The organism is Clostridium sp. UBA1056 (assembly GCA_002316385.1).
In the GTDB taxonomy this organism is placed as follows: Bacteria; Bacillota; Clostridia; order Clostridiales; family Clostridiaceae; genus Clostridium_J.
Map to the genome: position 1 here is coordinate 81,431 of DCDL01000058.1, position 21,677 is coordinate 103,107.

Sequence of the window (21,677 nt, forward strand, 5' to 3'; positions counted from 1 at the left end):
TTGATAAATAATTATAAAGCTCTAAGTACAAAATATTTGAAGCAAAATAAAAAGCGTACTCTCTTGACACTTATAGGGATTATTTTATCACTTTCCCTAGTAGCAACTATTGGATTATTTGTTAAGAGTGCTGAAAAGTCCCAAATTGAAAACGCTAAATATATGGCGGGATTTTCATTTCATTTGGGGTATGAAACCTACACAGAAGATATATTATTAAAGGTATCAAATAATCCTAATGTGCAGCTTTACGGTATCATGGAGCAGGGTGATACAGTTGCTTATAGTGACATTTACATTGATAGATATTATATGGATAAAGGGGCTACTGAATTATTTAAGTATAGTGTTAAAGAAGGTAGAATGCCTAAAAATGATAATGAAATTTCTATAGATCAGTGGGCAAAGAACTCCATTAAAGAAAATCTGAAACTTGGAGATAAAATTGTTATTAAAGAAAAACCCTATACTGTGGTAGGATTTTTGAAAAATGATGAATATTTCCAGCGTACAAAAAGCTGTAGAGCAATTTCCTTCAGCAATGCTCCTAAAAATGGGCAATTGATGGTAGAAATAAGCCCTAAGGCTGATTTCAATGAAACTTTAAAAAATCTTTCAAAACTGACTACTAATGAGAATTTAATACTAAATCAGTCTCTTATTAGATTAAATGAAATGAGTTCAAACAAGGTGCTAATTATAGTTGCTTGTATTGCTGTTGCCGTAGTAGTCAGTGCATCAATCGTTGTTATACATAATTCATTTCAAATTAATGTAGCAGAAAGATTGAAACAGTTCGGTCTCCTTAGAAGTATTGGTGCTACTAAAAAGCAGATTAAAAGGATAGTTTTTAGAGAAGCAACTATTCTTCTTATTATTGCTATACCCATAGGGCTTTCTATAAGCATTGGTGCTATATATGGGTTAAATTTTGTTTTTAAACTAATCTTAAAAGGGGATAAGTATCTGTCACTAGTACGCATTGACGTCGGTGTTTTAATTATTAGTATTATAATAACAATTTTAGCAGTGTATATTTCAAGCTTAGTCCCTGCAAGTTTTGTAGGAAATATTTCTCCTTTAGCTGCCATAAGTAGTCGTGTTATAATAAAGAAAGATGTTGTTAAAAGAAGAAAGTATCCATTGCTTAAAAAGATCTTTAATTATAAGGTTGTAATGGCAGTGAAGAATATAAGACGTAATCCAGGCAGATGCCGGACCATGATTTTATCAATTGTTATAAGTTCGGCTTTATTTATTACCTTCACATCTTTCATGGATGAGGTATTCACCATGAAAAGTCCTAATGAGGCTTATGAAACCATTGATTTAGATGTTAGTAGATCATCTGATAAGGAGGGTACAGCAGGTGATAATAATCAAATAGTTGATAATAGTAGTGGAGAAGTTGATAATTTAGCAGCACAGCTCAGCACCTTAAGCAATGTAGATAAGGTTTATATACAATATCCTGATGTATTTGGTATGGCAGAGGTTCCATTAAATAAAAGGATTAAGGAAGCAGAAGGTATTTTACAAAAACGAAAGTTTGAAGATGGCTACAAAGAAGTCATTGGTACAAAAATTAAGGGCTATGACAAAGTGGCCTTAGAGGACCTTAGTAAATACCTATTAAGCGGAAATATAGATGTCAATAGGATGAACTCTGAAGATGGAGTGATTCTAGTAGATAACGGAAAAGTACGAGACTATAACACTAGTAAGCTTTATATTGGTAAGCTTACTGACTATAAGGTAAATGATGAAATTATCATACTTAAGGATAACAAAGAATTTAAAGTTAAAATAATAGCAATCATTAAAGACGATATCTTTGAGAGGGATGATTCAACTAATGTTTTAACACTTATTACCGGAGAACAGGTTCTTAAAAATCTTACAGGAGAGTCACCGAAGATTAAAAATTTGAGTATTGCTTTAAAGGATGAGTCATTGGATTTAGAAACAGCTACAGAGGTAAATAATATTCTAAAGGACTATCCTTCCTATACTGTTATTAACTATGCAGATATGAATAAAAGCCAAAGAAATTCAATGCTTATGATTCAGGTACTTGTATATGGTTTTATAGCTGTAATTACATTAATCAGCAGTATAAATATTATAAATACAATTACTATGAATATAACCCTAAGGCGAAAAGAAAGTGCTATGTTAAAGTCAATTGGAATGTCACAGAAGGATTTGAAAACAATTATAAGATATGAAGGTATGTTTTACGGAATAATTGGAGGTACTTTGGGTGCCATAGCTGGATGTTTTTTATCCTACAGTATATCTAATGTTTTATCAGATGTTGTTGCAATGCAGTGGAAGCTTCCTTTAGGGCTAAGTGTAATTACAATTTTAGTAGCAATGACAATAAGTTACTTATCTACACTTATTCCTATGAAAAAAATTGAGAAAGATAATGTAATTGAAACTATTAGAGAAGAATAAGAAAATGAGGGTGGATTTTTATGAGTAGAATACTATTTGTAGAAGATGATATAGCTTTAGGATATGCCTTAGACTTTTCATTAATTGATGAAGGGTTTGAAGTAGAGCGGGTTGGTACTATACAGGAGGCAAAGAGTAAGTTAAGCAAAGGTAACTTTGATTTAATACTTCTTGATGTGAATTTACCTGATGGTAATGGGTATGATTTCTGCAAATATGTAAGAGAGAAATCCAAGATACCTATCATATTTCTTACTGCACTAGATGATGAAGTAAATATTGTTATGGGCTTACAAATAGGAGGAAACGACTATTTGACTAAGCCTTTTGGCTTTAGAGAACTATTGGCAAGGATTAAGGTGCAGTTGCGTTCTAAGTTAGAAGAATTAAAAAAGGAGAAGTTAATAAGCGGAGATATAACTGTTAATATTGTCACAACCCAGGCATTTAAGAATGATGAATTATTAAATCTAACGGCGTTAGAATATAAGCTGTTAATATTATTTATGCATAACCCACTAAAAACAATGAAACGAGATGATATTTTGGGAAATGTCACCAGTGAGGAAGATGCCTTCTTTGATGATAATACTTTGTCTGTGTATATAAGACGTCTTAGGGAAAAAATTGAAGATGACCCTAAAAAACCAGAATATATTGTGACTCAGCGTGGAATAGGCTATAGGTGGAATGTTAAGGTAAGGAGTGAATAGAAGTGAATAAGATTTTTGTTAATTATGAAGTGAAAAAAAGTACTTTTATTTTAATATCACTTCTTACTTTTTTTATAATTATTCAAGGGATAATGTATGTAGTATATACTAATAATCAAAAGCAAGATTATATTGATATAATGGGTTGTTTTATATATAAAGCCAAAATCCTCAATCCGGAATTGGAAAAAGAATTAATTCCACTGATTGCTAATGATATTAATGATGCAGATAAAGAGGCTGGCAATGCACTCTTAAAAGAATATGGGATAACAACTAAACTTGATAACCGCTTATTTCCCAACTTAAGAAATAACTATGGAATATTAGCGGCCAGTGTAGTTTTTGCATTACTCATATTAATATTGAATTATCTACAGTTTAACTATTTCTTTAAAAAGGTAAGAAAAATAACTTTAGCAGCCAACAAAATATTAGATAATGAGTATAGTATTCTAATTAATGAAGATGAGGAAGGCGATTTTTCCAAATTGGCTATAGCATTCGCTAATATACGCAGTATTATAAGAAATAACCTTAGCTCTATTCAAAACGAAAAGGAGTATCTTGTGGAGCTTTTACAAAATATATCCCATCAGTTAAGGACGAAGCTTACTACTATGATATTACATAATGATATATTATTACATAGAAAATTAACAGAAGAACAAAGGATACATTTTCTAGAAGATAACCGGAATCAGCTTGATAAAATGAATATTATGATAAAAAATATACTAAAATTAGCAAAGTTGGATGCAAGCACAATAGAATTTTATAAAAAGGAGAATAATCTAAACAAAACTATTGAAGAAGTTGTATATGACCTTAAGCGGCTGGCTAAGGATGATGATATTGATTTGAGTATAAACTGTAATGAACAGATTAATTTATTGCATGATAAGTTTTGGATGCAGGAGGCTTTTACTAATATTATAAAAAACTGCATTGACCATACACCGCCAAAGGGAACCATCAAAATTAGTTTAAATGATAATCCTGTATATTTTCGAGTTACAATTGAAGATACAGGAGAAGGCATTGCAAGAGAAGATATTCCTAATATTTTCAAAAGATTTTATAAGGGTAAAAATTCAAGCAAAAAAGATTCTGTGGGCATTGGATTAGCAATTTCAAAATCTATCATTGAAGCTCATGATGGATATATTGATGTTAAAAGTGAAAAAGGGGAAGGCACTAGTTTTTCTATAGCCTTTATGAAGTATTAATTCCGTTATATTTAAGGCACTTTCAAAAAATAAATAAGTCAGAATGCTTGTCTATTTTGTGTCATACTGCATCAACAGAACCCTTAGATAGTGCTACTATCNNTTTATTTTCAGATGCCTAACCTAAGCTATATGTTATTAGGAAATCATATTAAAATATAATATTGAGTATTAGTGAGATAAGCAGTACCGTTTATCTCTTTTTTATATAAAAATCAATACCCTGATATTATAATCCGTACAGTAGATAATTTTGTATAAAAACAAATTTATCTACTGTCATATAAACTTTCTATAACACTATGTTAAATAGTATTTTTTTATTTACTCAATTTCTTGTATTGAAAACAATATTATAAAGCTGTTTAAGCTCTTAATGTTTATTTATAAGTTTCAAATTATTATTTGGCAATTTATTCACCTTTGGTATTAATTCAAGATTTTCGTACAAACGTACAGTGTTGGAATGTACCTCAACTCTTTTAGCTACTTCTGCTGTTTTATGTTAATATTATAAATATAATTTTTATACTGATTAAGACATAGTTTAAATTATTACGAATTAAGGGCATTTACCTCCCTTGACTATATAGAATTTTATTTATCTTATGAATTTAGGAGGTGTCGTATATGAAAAGACATCTATTTCTTTACCTTCCATAATTAATGAACTAACTAAATTGATCCATAATAAATAACAATAATTTTAAAAGTAACCATTAGGTTGTATTGGGAGGTAAATATATGAATTTAAAAAATAAAAGTTTACTTGAGATCCATATAGCTGTTTTTTTATTCGGCTTATCAGGCTTATTTGGAAAGTTGTTATCATTGCCAACTATGATAATTGTCCTTGGGAGAGTTTTCTTTTCAAGTGTCTTTTTATTCATTATAATGCTTTATCTCAAGAAAGATATAAAACTAAAACAACAAAAGCATTATTTTTATTTGGTAATATTGGGGGTAATTTTAGCAATTCACTGGAGCACTTTTTTTAAGTCCATTCAGATGTCAACAGTAGCAATAGGATTGCTTACATTTTCTACGTTCCCTGTTTTCGTTACTTTTCTTGAGCCATATTTTTTCAAAGAGCAAATTAAGTTGTCCGATATTATAATTGCAATTGTTACGTTCTTGGGCGTAGTGCTTGTTATTCCAAAGTTTGAATTAGGAAATAGTCTAACTCAAGGAGTTTTGTGGGGGATATTATCTGGCTTTACTTATGCAATTCTTTCACTGCTTAACAGAAAATATGTAAAAGAATATTCAAGCTTGGTAATTGCTTTTTACGAACAAGCTGTGGCAACAATTGTATTAATTCCTTTTCTATTTTTACAAAAACCTGTTTTTCAACTTAATGATATATTATTACTTATCCTATTAGGTACGGTTTTTACTGGAATTTCTCATTCATTCTTCATAAATGGTTTAAAGAATATCAAAACACAAACAGCAGGTATTATATCAAGCCTTGAGCCAGTTTATGGTATCCTTTTTGCTACTTTTTTATTAGGAGAAATACCAACATTAAGAGAAATCTTAGGTGGGATTATTATTTTAGGTACTGTTCTTTACTCAACTATTAAATCCAAATAACTCTAATTATTCTTATTAGATGAATTAAGGACTTACTGCTTTGCGGTAAGTCCTCTTTTATCAAGTTTTTACGATGGTGATAGCAATATTAATACTGAATTGAAATCCATGTCCTTTAATGCTTGCACACAAAAAAGTATACGTCATTTATGATACGGTTCACCGTAACTACCCCAAGTGAGGTTTTACATTTAATATCGCTATAGTTATTTAACTGGTAATCTTACTTCGAAGATAGTTCTCTTCTCATCACTATAGGCTACTATCGTTCCTTGGTGTAATTCTATAATATTTTTTGTAATAGCTAGCCCTAACCCAGATCCACCTATATTACTATTTCTTGATTTTTCTACTCTATAGAATCTATCAAATATATATGGCAAGTCTATTGATGATATTGATTGACCATAGTTTACAACTTGAACTACTGCCATATTCTCTTCAAATTTTGTCATTACATCAATATAAAAACCATCTCGGCCATACTTAATTGCATTGGACAGCAAATTTTCAAATGCCCTAACCAGCTTACCTGCATCTGCATTTACTATTAGCTTATCCTCAGAAAAGTTGATTCTTGATTGCATGTTTGCATTTTTAAATTGATATTCAAAATATGCAACTACCTGACCTAGCAATTCTACTAAATTAATATCGTTTTTATCTAAATTAATAGTGTTATTTTGCATTTTAGTAAGCTCAAACAAGTCATTAATAAGTAAATTCAATGCTTTTGCTTTTTCGAATGCTATATTAGCGTAATATCTTAATTTCACTTCATCTTCATACTTATCAGTATCAATAATTTCCAAATAGCCCATTATAGAAGTTAATGGAGTTCTTAAGTCATGGGAAACATTAGTTATTAAATCATTTTTAGTTTGTTGCGTTTTTCTTTCTTCTACTGTTATCTCTTTAAGCTGCTTTGAAATATTATTGATATTTTCAGCTAAATTTTTAATATCTCTTTTTGCATTAACTTCTATTGGTCTGTCCAAGTCACCATTAGCTATTATTTCACTTTGATCTATAATAGCTGCCAAACTTTTAGCTTTTCTATAGGTTATGAGCAAATATAACCCCACAAATAATAATACTTCAATATAGGCTACATCTCCGAACATTTTATATTCAATAATTCTCCAAATATAATTAATAAGTCGAATTTTAGTGTTTATATACAAATAATTTAATATTTCATTACAAGGAACCCAAATTATATAAGTTAATAATCCAGCAGCTGCTACTTCAGCTAATGATGATAACCAATATTTATAGAATCTTTTATTTTTCAATTTTATATCCAACTCCCCATACAGTGTGAATTACCTTATTTCCTTCCATATGATGTTCTATCTTATCCCTTAGTCTACTCATATGCACCATAACAGTATTATTAGATTGATAATATTTTTCCTTCCATACCTTTTCAAAAATTTCCTCTGCACTAAAAACTCTTCCTCTATTTGTAGCTAACAGATATAATATTTCAAACTCTCTAGCAGTTAGATCTACTTCTTTATCATCTACAGTTACCTTATGTTTACTCTTATATATAACCATAGATTCAATTCTTATTAAGTCCTCTGAAACTTGCATTTTAGTATTTAAAAAATATGCCCTTCTCAGTAATGCTTTTACTCTAACTATAAGTTCTAATTGATTAAAAGGCTTGCATACATAGTCATCTGCACCGGTCAGAATACCTTGAATTTTGTCTATATCCTCTGCTTTTGCGCTTAGCATAAGAATTGGTATGGTATACTTTCCCCTTACTCTTCTGCAAACCTCCAGCCCATCAATACCTGGCATCATTATATCTAAAACTATCAAATGAATTTCTTCCTTCTCTAATATATCTAAGGCTTCCTCTCCACAGCTTGATTTAAATATACTATATCCTTCATTTCTAAGGTTTATTTCTAGCAAATTTCTTATTTCTTTTTCATCGTCTACCACAAGAATATTAATATTCATTTACGCCTCCATTTTTATAATTGTCGTTCTAAGTACTCCTCTAATGTAATTCTATTATCATAAATATACTTAGCAGCTTCCTTTCCTATATATCTAATATGCCAAGGTTCATATTCAATTCCTGTTATATTTTTCCTCCCATAAGGATATCTTATAATAAAACCAAATTTATAGCAATTCTCTGCAAGCCAATCTGCCTCTTTTGTTCCCTCTACGAAATATCTATCTTCGTTAGTAATGTCAATACATAGTCCTGTTTGATGTTCACTTGATCCTGGTTTAGCCACATATGCATCTGCAAGTTTCCTGCCTTCTGATTTCACTCTACTAATATAAACTTTTTCCTGTGATTTATAAGATCTATAACCTGAGTTACCAAGTAATATTATACCGTCTTCTTTAGCCGTATTTATCAATTCTTCTAATGGCTTTACAATAACTCCTGCTACATGTTTTTCTTCCTTGTCTGATTCATCTGCAAATGGTATATTAGGTATACATAACCCTTCTGGTATATAATTTTTATTTAAGCCATACTTTTCATTTACTAATAGTAATTTTTCATCCCCATTACTACCAATTTCTTGTACTAACTTATCTTTATCATTTAAACTAATATCAATTCCTTTAATATTTGTATTTTCTAATTCTAAGTCTGAATTTCCTGTCATATACCAAAATCCACAAATTATTATTACACTAAGCCATAATATTTTTTTACATGCTTTTCTCATATCTTCTACTTCCTTCCTAACATCATAATTTAATTGTAGAAGATAGACTTTACAATAATTATAAAAAAACCTTACGAAATCTTAAGTTTATAAAAGATAGAATTAAATACATAAATTTATTAAATTATTTTGTTATTTTACATATCCTTAATTCCTTATAATAAGTTTAATTACATATTTACCAGTGTACATATTTAGGATTTAATACCATAGTTAGAATAATTTTAAAATAATCACAAGTAAATAAAATAAGTGAAGGAGCAATATTACGTCCAATTTTAGTAAAAGCCTCATTTATTTAGGAAACTCCACTCATATTCGCGTTAGTAAAGGAAACTCCTTCTCACATGCGTTCGAATGAGTAAGCTCGAGTAACCAAATCAAAGATTTGGACTCTTACTTAAGTTCTGCTAACTAAATCAAAGATTTAGAGCATCGCTTATGATACGGCTCACTGTATCGGTGGTGCGGAATAACAATTTTAATATATCCGTTAGTAGTATTACTAAAAATCGCATAATTCACTTTCTTGAATTATGCGATTTTTAGTTTCTAATTATTTAATTGCAGTTTATTTTTTGAGTATCTACGGTTAATACTTATAACTTTGGTTCTGTGTGTCAAATCGTTCATAGCTTTTATTTCATGAATTACTATTTTCAGAATAAAATTTTAGGGCTTCTCCGATAAATTTAGATGCGCCACTACCATATTGTTTATCAATGGCTTTTATCCATGTGGAGTTTGATAAATAAAGCTCTGCTGTATAGCCCCAATGATTCTCTCCCTCATCCACTTTATAAAATTCTTGACTTTTTTTATCTGCATCTGATATTTCATCAACAATTTGTTGAACCTCTTTTGAATAAGGATCTTTACTTAAGTCAGATGCAAGCTTTTTATATAGTTCTTCTAATTTAGGTTGCTTATCTCCAAAATAAATTTTTAGAGCTTTTCCGATAAATTTAGATGCACCATTTCCATATTTCTTATCAACTTCTTCTATCCATTGGGGATATACTAAATAAATTCGCACCATATAGTACCAATGATCATCTCCATTATCCATTTTGAAAATTTCATAATCTTTTTTAGCTGTATTTGTTATTCCTTCAGCAATTTGTTGAATCTCCTTTGAAGAAGGATCTTTACTTAAGTCAGATGCAAGCTTTTTAAATAGTTCTTTTAATTTAGGATGCTTATCTTCCAAGCAATCTTTTTTAAATTCATCATATTGTTCTGCTAAAGTAAACGTAGCACTATTATTAAGATTTTTCTTTAAAGCGTTAGCATATTTCTCAATGCTTCCATATTTCTTTATAGCCATTTTAGCAATTTCATCTTCATTAGATTTAAATTTTTCAATATGGTCATTATATTTATCTACACTACCATAAATTTTAATTACCTTATCTTCGTGTTCTGTTTTAAATTCTTCCAATACGTTATAATATTCACTCATATCAAATTCTTTAAAATTCATTGTGCTTTCTCCTTTTAAGGTTTTATTTATAAGCTCTATTAAGCCATTTAATCTTTTACGTTTTAACATAAGCAGCTTTTTCTGATTTTTTAATGCTTGCATTTTATCAAAATATGGACTCAACATTATCTCTTTAACATCTTTTAAGGGTATATCAAGCTCTTTGAAAAATAAAATTTGCTGCAGAGTTTTAAGGGCTTCATCATCATAAAGTCTATATCCAGCCTCTGTAATTTCACTTGGTTTTAATAATCCTATTTCATCATAGTAATGTAGTGCGCGCACACTTATTCCTGTCAAATCCGAAACTTGTTTTACTGTTCTCATTACTACACCTCCAAGTCTGATTTTACAGCTATCAATATTATCTAATACTCAGCCAGCTATGAGTTTTTGTTAATATATTCAAGCTATATTTTTATATTACACTATGACGTGGTGTTAGAGTCAACGCTTTACAAAAGAATTTACAGACTCTTTAGTTTTCTTGTTTTTCAAGTTTAAGCAAAGAAAGTTCATGAGAAAAGAGATTGTAACAAAAATATTTTCATACTTTTGTCACAACCTCTTCTACTTTATTTATGGTAAAGCTCACCGCAACTATTTGAAGTGAGGTTTTAATTATATAATTAAATTTACTAAAATAAAAAGAATAAAATATAAATTAAAAATCAAAATTATCTGGATCTGGTCCTACCCTTAAATCTTGGTTTAAGCTATCTATCTTATCAATATCAACCTTACTTAGATTAAAATCAAATATATCTATATTTTCAATTAGCCTTCTCTCATTTGTAGATTTAGGAATAGTTATTACTTGACTTTGTAAATCCCAACGTAGTACTATCTGAGCTACTGTTTTATTGTATTTTTTAGCTATTTCTTTAAATATCTCATTTTCTAATAATCCATTACCGGCCATTAAAGGTGACCATGCTTCAACTTGAATAGCATTTTCTCTGCAAAATTCTCTAACCTTTTTTTGACTTAAGTAGGGATGTAATTCTACTTGATTTATAACAGGTTTTATTTCAGCATCACCTAATAAATCTTGAAGATGATGAACTTGGAAATTACTTACTCCTATAGCTCTAACACGGCCTTCTTTATATAGATATTCTAATGCTTTCCAAGCTTCTTTATATTTTCCTTCTACTGGCCAATGAATAAGGTATAAATCTAAATAATCCACACCTAATCTATTTAAGCTTGCTTCATAAGCTGCTATGGTTGATTCATATCCTAAATCAGCATTCCAAACCTTAGAAGTTATAAACAAATCTTCCCTTGAAATCCCTGCTTCCTTTATACCTTCTCTTATTCCTTCTCCCATAGCTTCTTCATTTCCATATATAGCTGCACCATCAATGCTTCGATATCCATTCTTTATTGCAACTTTAACTGCATTTATTAATTCTGAACTATCCTCTACTCTGAAAACCCCAAGTCCTAATCTTGGCATTTCAATACCGTTGTTTAAAGTAATTGTACTATTCATATTATCTATGATATTAATTCTTCTCCTTCCAAACCTTTAATTATTTTTTATTAATATATTTATCTTATGAAATTCATAAAATTCTTATTTTCTCTTTTTGGTGCTTCAATATTATCTTTCCCCAATTCAACAAGTTTCATTAGCCAGGTCATATTCTTACCTAATACTCTCATTATTTGCATTCCCTCACTATCTTGAAGAACCTCATTTTCTGTTCTACCATAAGCTACATTCCAATAATTTGATGTAGGCATTAACATTTCTGAATAAGTAATATAATTATTCAATTGATCAAATACCGGAATTCCTCCTGATCTTCTAACTGCAACAACACTTGCTCCAACTTTATGTCTAAGCATACCGTCATTTACTGATGTTACAAGAAATGCACGGTCTAAGAATGATTTCATGGTTCCTGCAATAGCAGAATAATGAACTGGAGATCCTAATATAATTCCATCAGCCTCATTCATCTTTGCAATCCATTCATTAACCTCATCATTATCAATGACACATTTTTCATTCTTATTTCTACTACATCCCCCACAGGCTAAGCATCCACGAATTACCTTATTTCCAACGTGAATAATCTCCACCTCAATGTTTTCTTTTTCTAGTTCTTTTGCTACAATCTCTATTGATTTATATGTATTACCCTTCTTTTTAGGACTTCCATTAAAAGCAACTACCTTCATATTATATCTCCTTATATCTGTTTTTTATTTCCCAACTTATGCCCTCATTATATAAGCACCTATACTACTTAACAAGTACGCACTTTTAAGTTAGATGTCTTACCTAAAGGTAAGATTTATTAGAATAACTTATTTACATGGGAAAATAAATTATTAATAAAATAGACCATATTCTTTATTTATATTAATAATTTTAGTATAATGTCTTATGTAAAAAAATTTGAAAGTAGGTAATTTAATGATTTCTTTCAATAACCAAAAATATGTTTGTTTATTAGATTTTGCAATGGATTTTATACGTGGTAAATGGAAGGCTCTTTTACTATGTAATTTATATAATGGCCCTAAAAGATTTTTAGAACTTCAAAGAATTGTTGAAGGCATAAGCCAAAAAATTTTAAATGAAAATTTAAAAGAATTAGAAAGCGATGGATTAATAGGTAAGGTAATATATGCTGAGGTTCCACCTAAAGTTGAGTATCATCTAACTGATAAAGGAAAAGAAATTACTAAACTCATTAAAGAATTTGAAGCTTGGTCTATTAAATATTACCCTGATTTAGATGGCAGTTGTGAATAATATAATTAATATTTCTTCTTCATTGAATTCTCATTAAAACTTAAAAACTCCTATGTAATCACATTATACATGGGAGTTTTCTTACTTTATATTATATCAAATTTTTATAAAAAATAAGTGTATACAATTTTTATATTTTAAATTTAAACTTCCAGATAAATTGGAATTTGTCAGGTTCTCATTATGCTTATACTCTGATTAGTGCTCATCAATGTACTGATTCAGCGTGTTGTGGTACACATCGATGCTTGTCTCCTGAGGCTCGGTTTCTTCGTTCAAAACAAGATCAACCATATGGTGTGAAGTTTTCCCTCCTATGGTCATGGATTTAATGCAGGAAACACAATAGACCACAACATCCTGACAAGGCATCTGGGCAGCTCGCTTTTTTTGCAGCTCTGTCACTTTTTCAATTGGAAGCTGCGGATAGAAATTATCGCCACAACAGATGGACTTTGTTCCGCTGTATTCGGACTCGATGATTTCTATATTCATTTTCCGTAAAATGCTTCTGACCGCGGCATGCACCTGGGGTTTTGCTCGGTATGAGCAGGAGTCATGCACAGAAACCGTCAGTCCGGTATGGTCCGGCAAAGGCAGATTTTCGATACTGTCCAACACTTCCCATAGAGAAATGGTCTGTATACCTTCATATAAGGAACGGAATCTTCTGTCGCAGCCTGCACAGTTATTGATGATAGTAGCGCCATGAGGTAGTTGCGGATTATGATGGCAGCAAATGTTATGTAGCTGCACTGACCCGAAATATTTACCCAGCATATTCAGTATTTTTTGCTCGGATTCAGGTTTGTAAATACTGAGTGCGCATCCGGGGTTAAAGTAGCATTTTCTCATATCAATGTCGGAAATATGAATACTCGAAATCTGGATTCCATTCATTTACTGTTCCTCCTTTCCTTCAAGCTCCAGTAGAGCTTTTTTCATATCAAGACCACCTGCATAACCAATGAGATTTCCGTCTGTTCCCACTATTCGATGGCACGGAACCACGACCATCAATGGATTTTTGTTGTTTGCCATGCCAACTGCGCGGCTCGCTTTCGGATTACCAACCACCGACGCTATTTCCTTGTATGTACGGGTTTCGCCGTATGGAACCTGACAAAGTGCATTCCACACTTTTTTCTGAAACTCCGTACCGCTAAGCTCGTATGGGAAGTCGAAGATCCGGCGATGTCCTTTGAGATACTCGCATACTTGGTCAAAAGCCAGATCGGAAAGCGCCGAATGTTCGTTATCGACATCGATTTGATCCACTTGTTTCAAAAAAGTGATTGCTGTATCGGTATATCCAATTTTCAAAATTCCAAATTCAAAATCATAGAAAGCGTATTTGCTCATTTTTGATGCTCCTTTCTGTATGCCACAGGAGATAATCCTGTTTTTTTTTAAAAAAGCGATAAAACGATGACAATCCCCCAAATCCTACGGAATATGCGATGTCAATAATCTCGTCATTGGTGTCTGAAAGTAGCTGTTTTGCTTCAGACAGGCGCAGATTACCCACATATTCAGACAGCGTAACGCCATATTCGTCCTTAAAGATTTCAGACATGCGGCGCTGGGATATGCCCAGATGCTGCAGCTCCTGATTCAATTCACATCTCTTGTGAAAAGAATCCTCCAGCAGTCGCTTTGCCTTTTCTGCGATTTCTTTGATTGGCTGATAGTCTAAAAGGTCGCTTCTGCATCGCTTGCAGGGACGAAAGCCGGAATCTTTTGCTTGTTCTGCGGTATCAAAAAAGCAAACATTTTCACGCCTTGGTACCTTTGATTTGCAGGAGGGACGGCAATAAATGCCAGTAGATTTAACTGCATAGAAAAAGATACCATCATAAGACGCATCATTTTCGGATATTGCTTTCCACATTTCTTCTTGTGTCATTTCTTCGGCACCTCCTTTTTTCTTTTTGGTGAATAATCCCTCATTTCCGGAATTGCACCTCCGGCAATCGCCCAAAGATACAGGCTTGCCACAGTTCCATAGGGCGAGTATCGTCTTGCGTATTTCGCAAACTTTTTTCGATCGATGCTTCTGTGATGATACAGCATCCGCATTCCGCGGTGAATGGCAAGATCCCCGAAGCTTACAACATCGGGCCGCTGCATACAGAAGATCATGATCATTTCAGCAGTCCATATGCCGATTCCTCTGAGAGCTGAAAGTTCATTTATGACCTCAGCATCAGACATATGATGGAGTGCATCGATGTCAAATTCTTTGCATCTGACTTTCTCTGCAAATTCTTTGATATATCCGGCTTTCTTGAAGGTCATGCCAAGTTTTTGGAGTTCAGTCAGTTCAAGAGAATATATCGTATCTGCGTTAATAATCTTAATCATGTCATTAAGCCTTTGCCATATGGTCGCCTGTGCAGAGGTAGAGATTTGCTGCCCGATGATATGATGAACCACGGAGGAGAAAAGATCGCTGTCAACCTCCCTATATATATGTCCAATCTCATCAATCGCCGCGCCAAGCAGCTTGTCACGGCCTTTTAAGAATTCAATCTCCTTGCTGTCATATTCAAAATACAAAAAATCACCTCCAATGCTGCAATTATAGCATAAGCATCCGATAATTTTCTTCTCAATTCAGGATATTCAATTCGTATTTTTAATATATGATTAAAAATACTTGTAATGAAAGCTTCATGAATGAATTAAATGTTAAGCTTATTTCAGTCTCAGGCAATCATTTAGAATTATTTAGGACTAAGAGTTGAATTTGTATGAGAAAAGAAGTAGAATATACTTAACTGGGTTATACATTAACCTGGTGATGTATATTTCTTAAACTAATTTTTTAGAAGGTGATTTTATGAGTGGTGAAAATATAGAATAATATATATATGTTATTGGAGCAAGAGAGAAAAATCTTAAAAATATAGACGTGAAAATTCCAAAGAAGAAAATAACTGTTTTTACAGGTGTTTCAGGTTCGGGAAAATCATCTTTGGTCTTTGATACAATAGCTGCAGAATCCCAAAGGCAATTAAATGAGACTTATTCCAGTTTCATACGTCATCGACTGCCGCATTATGGGCAGCCAAAGGTGGATGCCATTGAAAACTTATCTGTAGCAATTATCATTGATCAAAAACGTATTGGTGGAAACTCAAGGTCAACAGTTGGAACGATTACGGATATATATTCATTGCTAAGATTATTATTTTCCCGTATAGGAAAGTCCTTTGTGGGTTATTCCGATGTTTTTTCCTTTAATAATCCTCAAGGGATGTGTGATAAGTGTGAGGGGCTCGGAAAAATAGATATGATAAGTATTGATCGGTTACTTAATAAAAATAAGTCACTTAATGAAGGCGCAATTTTATTTCCCACCTTTGAACCGGGAGGCTGGAGATTAAAAAGATATATTCACTCAGGTTTTTTTGATAATGATAAGAAAATTAAAGATTTTACAGAGGAAGAATTGGAGTTGCTTTTATACAAATTCGATATTAAAGTAATCACTTCCGATCCAGAATGGCCAAAAACTTCTCTTTACGAAGGACTTATTCCCCGCATTGAGAGAAGCTTTCTAAAAAAAGAAGAGGGGGAATCTGTCAAATACAAAAATGAAATAGCTAAAATTATCGGTCAGGAAATATGCCCTATCTGCGGAGGTTCCAGATTAACAGAAGCGGTTTTACAGTGTAAAATAAATAATAAAAATATATCAGATTGTGCTGAGATGCAAATAACGGACTTGCTTGATTTTATCCATACCATACAAGAGTCTAAAGCCGCCACTATGGTTGAGGCAATTTCAGACCGCTTAGAGCAGTTAGTATCTATCGGTCTAGGCTATTTGAGTTTAGGCCGTGAAACCTCTACGCTTTCCGGCGGTGAATCACAGCGGATAAAAATGGTTCGTCAGTTAGGCAGCAGTTTAATAGATCTTACTTATATCTTTGATGAACCGAGTGTTGGCTTACACCCTCATGATGTTAATAAAATTAATGTGCTTTTAAAACAATTGCGAGACAAAGGAAATACAGTCTTAATTGTGGAGCATGATCCAGATGTTATCAAAATCGCTGATTATATTATAGACATAGGACCAAAAGCTGGTATTAACGGCGGTGAAATCATATATCAGGGTAGGTTAGAGGGTTTGGCACATTCTAATACACTGACGGGTAGATATTTATACAGTCATGCACAGCTAAAAGAGAATTGCAGAACATCTACCGAATATTTGTTTTTAGAAAACGCCAATTTGCATAACCTAAAAAATATTAGTGTTAATATTCCAAAAGGCGTTATGACAGTTGTAACCGGGGTTGCAGGTTCAGGAAAAAGCACGTTAATCAATCAGGTTCTTCCAAAATCTTATCCAGACACAATTTTTATTGACCAAAAATCTATTCAAGCTTCAAAGAGATCAAATATTGCTACTTTTACAGGAATATTTGATAATATAAGAGAGTTGTTTTCAAAAGCAAGTCACTTGAAGCCCTCTTTTTTTAGCTTCAATTCAAAAGGAGTCTGTTCTAACTGCAAAGGTCTAGGGGTAACTTATACAGATTTAGCCTTTATGGATACAGTGGAAACTGTGTGTGAAGTATGCCAAGGAAAGCGTTTCACAGATGAAGTATTAGACTGCAAATTGCGCGGCAAAAGCATAAATGAAGTTTTAAATATGACCATCGACGAAGCCTTGACTTTCTTCTATGAAAAGGAAATATATGCTGTTCTCAAGAGACTGGCAGATGTAGGAATCTCATATATTACACTTAGGCAACCATTAAATACTTTATCCGGTGGCGAACTGCAAAGAGTGAAGCTTGCTTCTGAATTGGAGAACAGGGGGAATATTTATGTGTTGGATGAGCCCACAACAGGGCTTCATATGTCCGATATATCACAACTTCTTAAAATTTTAAACCGCCTTGTTGACCAGGGCAGCACAGTAATTGTGATAGAGTACAATTTAGATGTGATTAGTCAAGCGGACTGGATTATTGATTTAGGTCCTCTTGCTGGACAACACGGTGGTAATATAATGTTTGAAGGAACACCGAAAAATTTAGTAAATTGTGCGTCTTCTTTAACAGGACAATATTTATATAAATATATAAAGTAAGGAGAATTTTTATGGCTAAAAAAGAATTGGAAGAATCGTATATTCCCTTTCAATGCATAATTATCAGCAATATCAATCGCTTTAACATTGAAGGGGTGACAACGGCTCAATATAACGTATTGGATATCTTAGATAAGCAAGGCTCTAAGACTACAAAGGAGTTGGCAGAAATCCGTGGGATTACCCAAGCGGGGATATCGAAACTTACAAAAAGGCTTTTGGAGAAAAATTATATTATCCAAGAGCGGCGTGAAACAGATCGCAGAGCTTATGACATCCTGATTACTCCTGAGGGAAAAGATTTTCTTGTAAGATCAGAAAAATTCAGAAATGAAATTATGGATTTAATTGAGAATACGTTAACGGAAAAAGAATTGGACTGTTTTGTTAAGCTTTGTACAAAGATCACTGATTCATATGTTGAGGAATAATATTAACTGAAAGCATAGAGAGCATTTTTTTGCTCTCTCAAATAGCTAACTTCTATCATTATTAATTATTTTTTCTTAAACTCCTTATTATCTAAAATAATAACCTCTGACTTATCTTCTTTTGCTGCCTTCTTTGTGTGATTTACAAGTTTTATAACGTCCTTATATGATTGTTTTGCTCCCTTTACAAGCAAGGGTACTCCTATAAAATCAATTTTTAACCACCTAGAAAATAATCCGCCAAAGGTCATTGGTAATGGAACAGTTGGCGACGTATTAGAAAATATAATTTTCTCATTTAATAGTTTTTGCTTATGAAGCATAGAAGTTAAATTATATAATCCTGGAATTAAAACCTTTGAACGTCCTCTACCTACAGTATAGACTTCATTTCCATCTTTATCACTTCCATAATAAAAAAGTTCTCCACGATTTCCACATACTAACTTATTAAAGTTAGGTAAACTCAATATTTCATCCTTAGTTGGTTCTCGAGTTTCATCTAGCAATTCTAAGTGATAAGCAATTGCTAAAATAGATGAGTGGGTTCCTCCATAACAATTATATATGTATATCATTAAAATCACCTAGTTTCTTATTTTTTATTTTAATAGTTGTAGTATATACATTAAACATTGGTGTTAAACAATATTTGAACAAGTTTTATCCAAGGCCTTCAATGTTTCTACAATCCTTTATATATAAAATAAATTTAATATGTTGAAATCTACAAAACAGATATTAGTTATTAGTTGAGCATTAAATAGTAATTTATAACAAAGAATATTATTAGAAAACAATCCGTTACCACTACAAAACCTAATCTCTTAATAATTTCATTAATGTATGTGCACTTCCATCAGCATTAACAATATCATCATATGTAAGGCATGCCTCAACTGCAATATTATATGCTTTACCCAAATCCACTACATCCTCAGATTTATGTGCATCACTTCCCTGCAATGATTTGAAGAAAAGAACTCGTTATCCAGGGACGTAGCTGCTCTTTATTCACACTTTGAAGAAGATGAGATTATTATAGCAGGTAGTCATCGGATAAAACACAAAAACAACTTCTATGTAAATTTTGTTTATAGCATTCTCCTATAAGAAGTCTATAAATTCATTACTACATAAGAATATAAAAACATATAGAATTAGATGATTATTTGTAGGAAATTAAATTCCTTTCCTTCTTCTTATCTGAGCTATATAAAAAATTTGAATTGTCTAAAATAACATTTATAATAAAATCATGTGTTATACTTTATTGTGAAATGTTTTGAGCTCCAGCAAAGGCCAATGGATTCAAACTTTTAAGATTATCAGTTAATATAGATATAGTTTATATTAGATTTTATCTAGACATTTATTTTTAATAAATATTATGTCAATATAATATGTAGTTTTTTACATAAATTATACTTATAATTTATCTATAGAAAATAGATTAAAAAGTATATTAACCCGTCTGAATCTTCTTTATAAACAAGATTCAAGATAATAAAAAAGGAGAGAAATTAATCTCTCCTATGGTAACGTGCATACTGGTGGAACATGGTAATAACTACATTTTTTCTGATTGACAGTATTGAATAAAGTTTGTACTGAAAAATAACCTATTCCGTAAGTTGAAGTTCCAGATCCACCCCATGTTGGAGTAGTTCCTTTCTTAACATAATTAAGCGAAGCGGTATTTATTCTTTGTGCGTTAGCTGCATTAAGTTCCATATTTGCATCTAATTGAGAAACATTTTTATATTCCTTACCTTTATATACTTGTGTGTCTGTCCATTGACCAGGAGAAACATAAAGTCTTACATCATTAATTTCTTTAGTTACATTTAATAAATAAAGAACTGCTTGACAAACTGCTCTATGGTCTGGGTGGGCATCATGATGGCTATGAGTTTTAACTCTTATATCTTTTATTGCTACTCCTGAATTAATTGAAGCCTGATTTAATAAATCTCTTACTCTAGTAAGAACTAACGGGTTTACAGTTCTTAAATCATTGCCATCATCACCAGGAAATGTACTTGTAACCCTTGTTGAAAGAGTTCCATCTGTTAATCTTGTAGTACTTCCTTCTATAAAACTTGCTCCTAATTCTCTTATGGAATTAATCATTTCTGTATTTCTAGCATTTATAAAACTTTTAGTATCTGATGGAATACCATTTGTACCTTTAACTCCTGAAGCTGAACCATCTGTTACACACCCAGAATAAACTTTATGACCTGCAGCAACGTGGTTGATTATAGCTGCCCCCATTGAAAGTGTTTCATCATCTTGATGTGCTGAAATAAATAATATTACTGACATATTTTTTTCCTCCTTTTATGACTTTATATCTATATATAAAGGAAAAAATTAAAAAAATGTAAACTCCATTATTAAATTTTTCAAAATCACTATCAATCTTTTGTTTTTCTTTCTTTTTTGCTTCATAATTTAGATTGTCTTAATTGACAAGTTAAGAGTTAAAATTGGATATTAATAATAAATCTTATTTATTAACTTGTTGTATGTACTCTTCTTTAGTTAATGCATATATTAGATGAAATATATCTTTTCCATTATGGTATCTCATATAATCATCTATAACTTTCATCCCTAGCCTTTCAGCAATTTTACTTGAGCTAGTATTTTCAGCAATTACTTGAGCTATATATTTATCAGCATTAAGAACATTAAATATGTAATCTACACACGCTTTAATTCCTTCTATTGCATATCCATTACCCCAAAATTCTTGCTTTAATATATATGCAATCTCTATATAATCAGTTTCCTTTATACTTACTGGTAATATACCCATTATTCCAATAACTACATTAGTTGATTTTTCTACAGCTAAATAGTAACTGTATCCAAAGTCCTCATATTGTTCTGTAATTTTATCTATCCAAACTTGAACTTCTTCATCCGAGTAAGTTTTTCCCCATCCAACAAGCATTAGTTTTTCATCTTGCAAAATGATTTTCATTTCTTCATAATCACTTCGCTTTATCTTTCTCAATGTTAATCTTTCAGTTGTTATATTCCCCATTTGGCCTCCTAATTCAAAAATATATTTTTACTATTATACAACTATATATTATGTCTTTTCAATAATAAAGTTTTATAAAATAAATAATATATAAAGACCGTAATTTTCAATAATTC

20 protein-coding genes and 1 pseudogene are annotated in these 21,677 nt (G+C 31.6%); 7 read left to right on the forward strand and 14 right to left on the reverse strand.

Features of this window, described 5'->3' with window-relative positions; genetic code table 11:
• Genes B3W71_RS15830 through B3W71_RS15840 form a run of 3 tightly spaced genes read left to right on the forward strand, consistent with a single transcriptional unit; the run spans nt 1 to nt 4,402 of the window.
• A complete protein-coding gene (locus B3W71_RS15830; protein ID WP_346889909.1) occupies nt 1-2,460 on the forward strand; it encodes an ABC transporter permease in 2,460 nt (819 codons plus the stop codon).
• A 20-nt stretch (nt 2,461-2,480) separates the two neighbouring features.
• Nucleotides 2,481-3,173: a response regulator transcription factor gene (locus B3W71_RS15835; RefSeq protein ID WP_346889910.1), complete on the forward strand. Its 693-nt coding sequence runs from the start codon at nt 2,481-2,483 to the stop codon at nt 3,171-3,173.
• A gap of 2 nt (nt 3,174-3,175) precedes the next feature.
• Nucleotides 3,176-4,402: a HAMP domain-containing sensor histidine kinase gene (locus tag B3W71_RS15840; RefSeq protein WP_346889911.1), complete on the forward strand. Its 1,227-nt coding sequence runs from the start codon at nt 3,176-3,178 to the stop codon at nt 4,400-4,402.
• Between the two features lie 403 nt (nt 4,403-4,805).
• Here B3W71_RS15840 and B3W71_RS15845 read toward each other — a convergent pair.
• Nucleotides 4,806-4,907: pseudogene (locus B3W71_RS15845) on the reverse strand (MerR family transcriptional regulator); the annotation flags it as partial.
• 239 nt (nt 4,908-5,146) lie between these two features.
• On the opposite strand from B3W71_RS15845, the gene B3W71_RS15850 reads away from it, so the two are divergent.
• Complete coding sequence (locus tag B3W71_RS15850) at nt 5,147-5,998, forward strand: DMT family transporter (protein WP_346889912.1); 852 nt, start codon at nt 5,147-5,149, stop codon at nt 5,996-5,998.
• Nucleotides 5,999-6,204: 206 nt separating this feature from the next.
• Here the strand turns inward: B3W71_RS15850 and B3W71_RS15855 are convergent, their stop codons facing one another.
• The 6 genes from B3W71_RS15855 to B3W71_RS15880 all read right to left on the reverse strand — a co-directional run bounded on the left by B3W71_RS15855 (nt 6,205) and on the right by B3W71_RS15880 (nt 12,385).
• Nucleotides 6,205-7,293 carry a HAMP domain-containing sensor histidine kinase gene (locus tag B3W71_RS15855; protein ID WP_346889913.1) on the reverse strand — a complete coding sequence of 363 codons (1,089 nt, stop codon included), beginning with the start codon at nt 7,291-7,293 and terminating at the stop codon, nt 6,205-6,207.
• Entirely contained in the window at nt 7,283-7,975 is a 693-nt protein-coding gene (locus B3W71_RS15860; protein WP_346889914.1) for a response regulator transcription factor, read from the reverse strand. The genes B3W71_RS15855 and B3W71_RS15860 overlap by 11 nt, the downstream gene beginning before the upstream one ends.
• 14 nt (nt 7,976-7,989) lie before the next feature.
• Complete coding sequence (locus B3W71_RS15865) at nt 7,990-8,709, reverse strand: M15 family metallopeptidase (RefSeq protein WP_346889915.1); 720 nt, start codon at nt 8,707-8,709, stop codon at nt 7,990-7,992.
• 643 nt (nt 8,710-9,352) lie between these two features.
• A complete protein-coding gene (locus tag B3W71_RS15870) occupies nt 9,353-10,519 on the reverse strand; it encodes a MerR family transcriptional regulator (RefSeq protein WP_346889916.1) in 1,167 nt (388 codons plus the stop codon).
• A 337-nt stretch (nt 10,520-10,856) separates the two neighbouring features.
• A complete protein-coding gene (locus B3W71_RS15875) occupies nt 10,857-11,690 on the reverse strand; it encodes an aldo/keto reductase (protein WP_346889917.1) in 834 nt (277 codons plus the stop codon).
• A gap of 59 nt (nt 11,691-11,749) precedes the next feature.
• Entirely contained in the window at nt 11,750-12,385 is a 636-nt protein-coding gene (locus B3W71_RS15880) for a flavodoxin family protein (protein WP_346889918.1), read from the reverse strand.
• Nucleotides 12,386-12,623: 238 nt separating this feature from the next.
• Between B3W71_RS15880 and B3W71_RS15885 the strand changes: the two genes are divergently transcribed.
• The gene (locus B3W71_RS15885) at nt 12,624-12,965 is read left to right on the forward strand and encodes a helix-turn-helix domain-containing protein (RefSeq protein WP_346889919.1); all 342 of its coding nucleotides are present in this window, start codon (nt 12,624-12,626) and stop codon (nt 12,963-12,965) included.
• A 198-nt stretch (nt 12,966-13,163) separates the two neighbouring features.
• Here B3W71_RS15885 and B3W71_RS15890 read toward each other — a convergent pair whose 3' ends face one another.
• Genes B3W71_RS15890 through B3W71_RS15905 form a run of 4 tightly spaced genes read right to left on the reverse strand, consistent with a single transcriptional unit; the run spans nt 13,164 to nt 15,524 of the window.
• On the reverse strand, nt 13,164-13,865 hold the full coding sequence (locus B3W71_RS15890; RefSeq protein WP_346889920.1) for a (Fe-S)-binding protein: 702 nt from the start codon (nt 13,863-13,865) through the stop codon (nt 13,164-13,166).
• The gene (locus B3W71_RS15895) at nt 13,866-14,327 is read right to left on the reverse strand and encodes a methylated-DNA--[protein]-cysteine S-methyltransferase (RefSeq protein ID WP_346889921.1); all 462 of its coding nucleotides are present in this window, start codon (nt 14,325-14,327) and stop codon (nt 13,866-13,868) included.
• Entirely contained in the window at nt 14,305-14,871 is a 567-nt protein-coding gene (locus tag B3W71_RS15900) for a bifunctional transcriptional activator/DNA repair enzyme AdaA (protein ID WP_346889922.1), read from the reverse strand. Before B3W71_RS15900 ends, B3W71_RS15895 begins: the two co-directional genes overlap by 23 nt.
• Nucleotides 14,868-15,524, reverse strand: a complete 657-nt coding sequence (locus B3W71_RS15905) for a DNA-3-methyladenine glycosylase 2 family protein (RefSeq protein ID WP_346889923.1) — start codon at nt 15,522-15,524, stop codon at nt 14,868-14,870. Before B3W71_RS15905 ends, B3W71_RS15900 begins: the two co-directional genes overlap by 4 nt.
• 310 nt (nt 15,525-15,834) lie before the next feature.
• Here B3W71_RS15905 and B3W71_RS15910 point away from each other — a divergent pair, with 310 nt between their 5' ends.
• Nucleotides 15,835-18,075 (forward strand): excinuclease ABC subunit UvrA, encoded by a 2,241-nt coding sequence (locus B3W71_RS15910; RefSeq protein WP_346889951.1) that lies wholly within the window; start codon nt 15,835-15,837, stop codon nt 18,073-18,075.
• Between the two features lie 11 nt (nt 18,076-18,086).
• On the forward strand, nt 18,087-18,506 hold the full coding sequence (locus B3W71_RS15915) for a MarR family winged helix-turn-helix transcriptional regulator (RefSeq protein ID WP_346889924.1): 420 nt from the start codon (nt 18,087-18,089) through the stop codon (nt 18,504-18,506).
• Between the two features lie 65 nt (nt 18,507-18,571).
• Here B3W71_RS15915 and B3W71_RS15920 read toward each other — a convergent pair whose 3' ends face one another.
• From B3W71_RS15920 to B3W71_RS15930, 3 genes are all read right to left on the reverse strand, one after another.
• A complete protein-coding gene (locus B3W71_RS15920; protein WP_346889925.1) occupies nt 18,572-19,084 on the reverse strand; it encodes a DUF3189 family protein in 513 nt (170 codons plus the stop codon).
• 955 nt (nt 19,085-20,039) lie between these two features.
• The gene (locus B3W71_RS15925; protein ID WP_346889926.1) at nt 20,040-20,834 is read right to left on the reverse strand and encodes a PIG-L family deacetylase; all 795 of its coding nucleotides are present in this window, start codon (nt 20,832-20,834) and stop codon (nt 20,040-20,042) included.
• A 184-nt stretch (nt 20,835-21,018) separates the two neighbouring features.
• Complete coding sequence (locus B3W71_RS15930) at nt 21,019-21,561, reverse strand: GNAT family N-acetyltransferase (protein ID WP_346889927.1); 543 nt, start codon at nt 21,559-21,561, stop codon at nt 21,019-21,021.
• Nucleotides 21,562-21,677 lie beyond the last annotated feature (116 nt).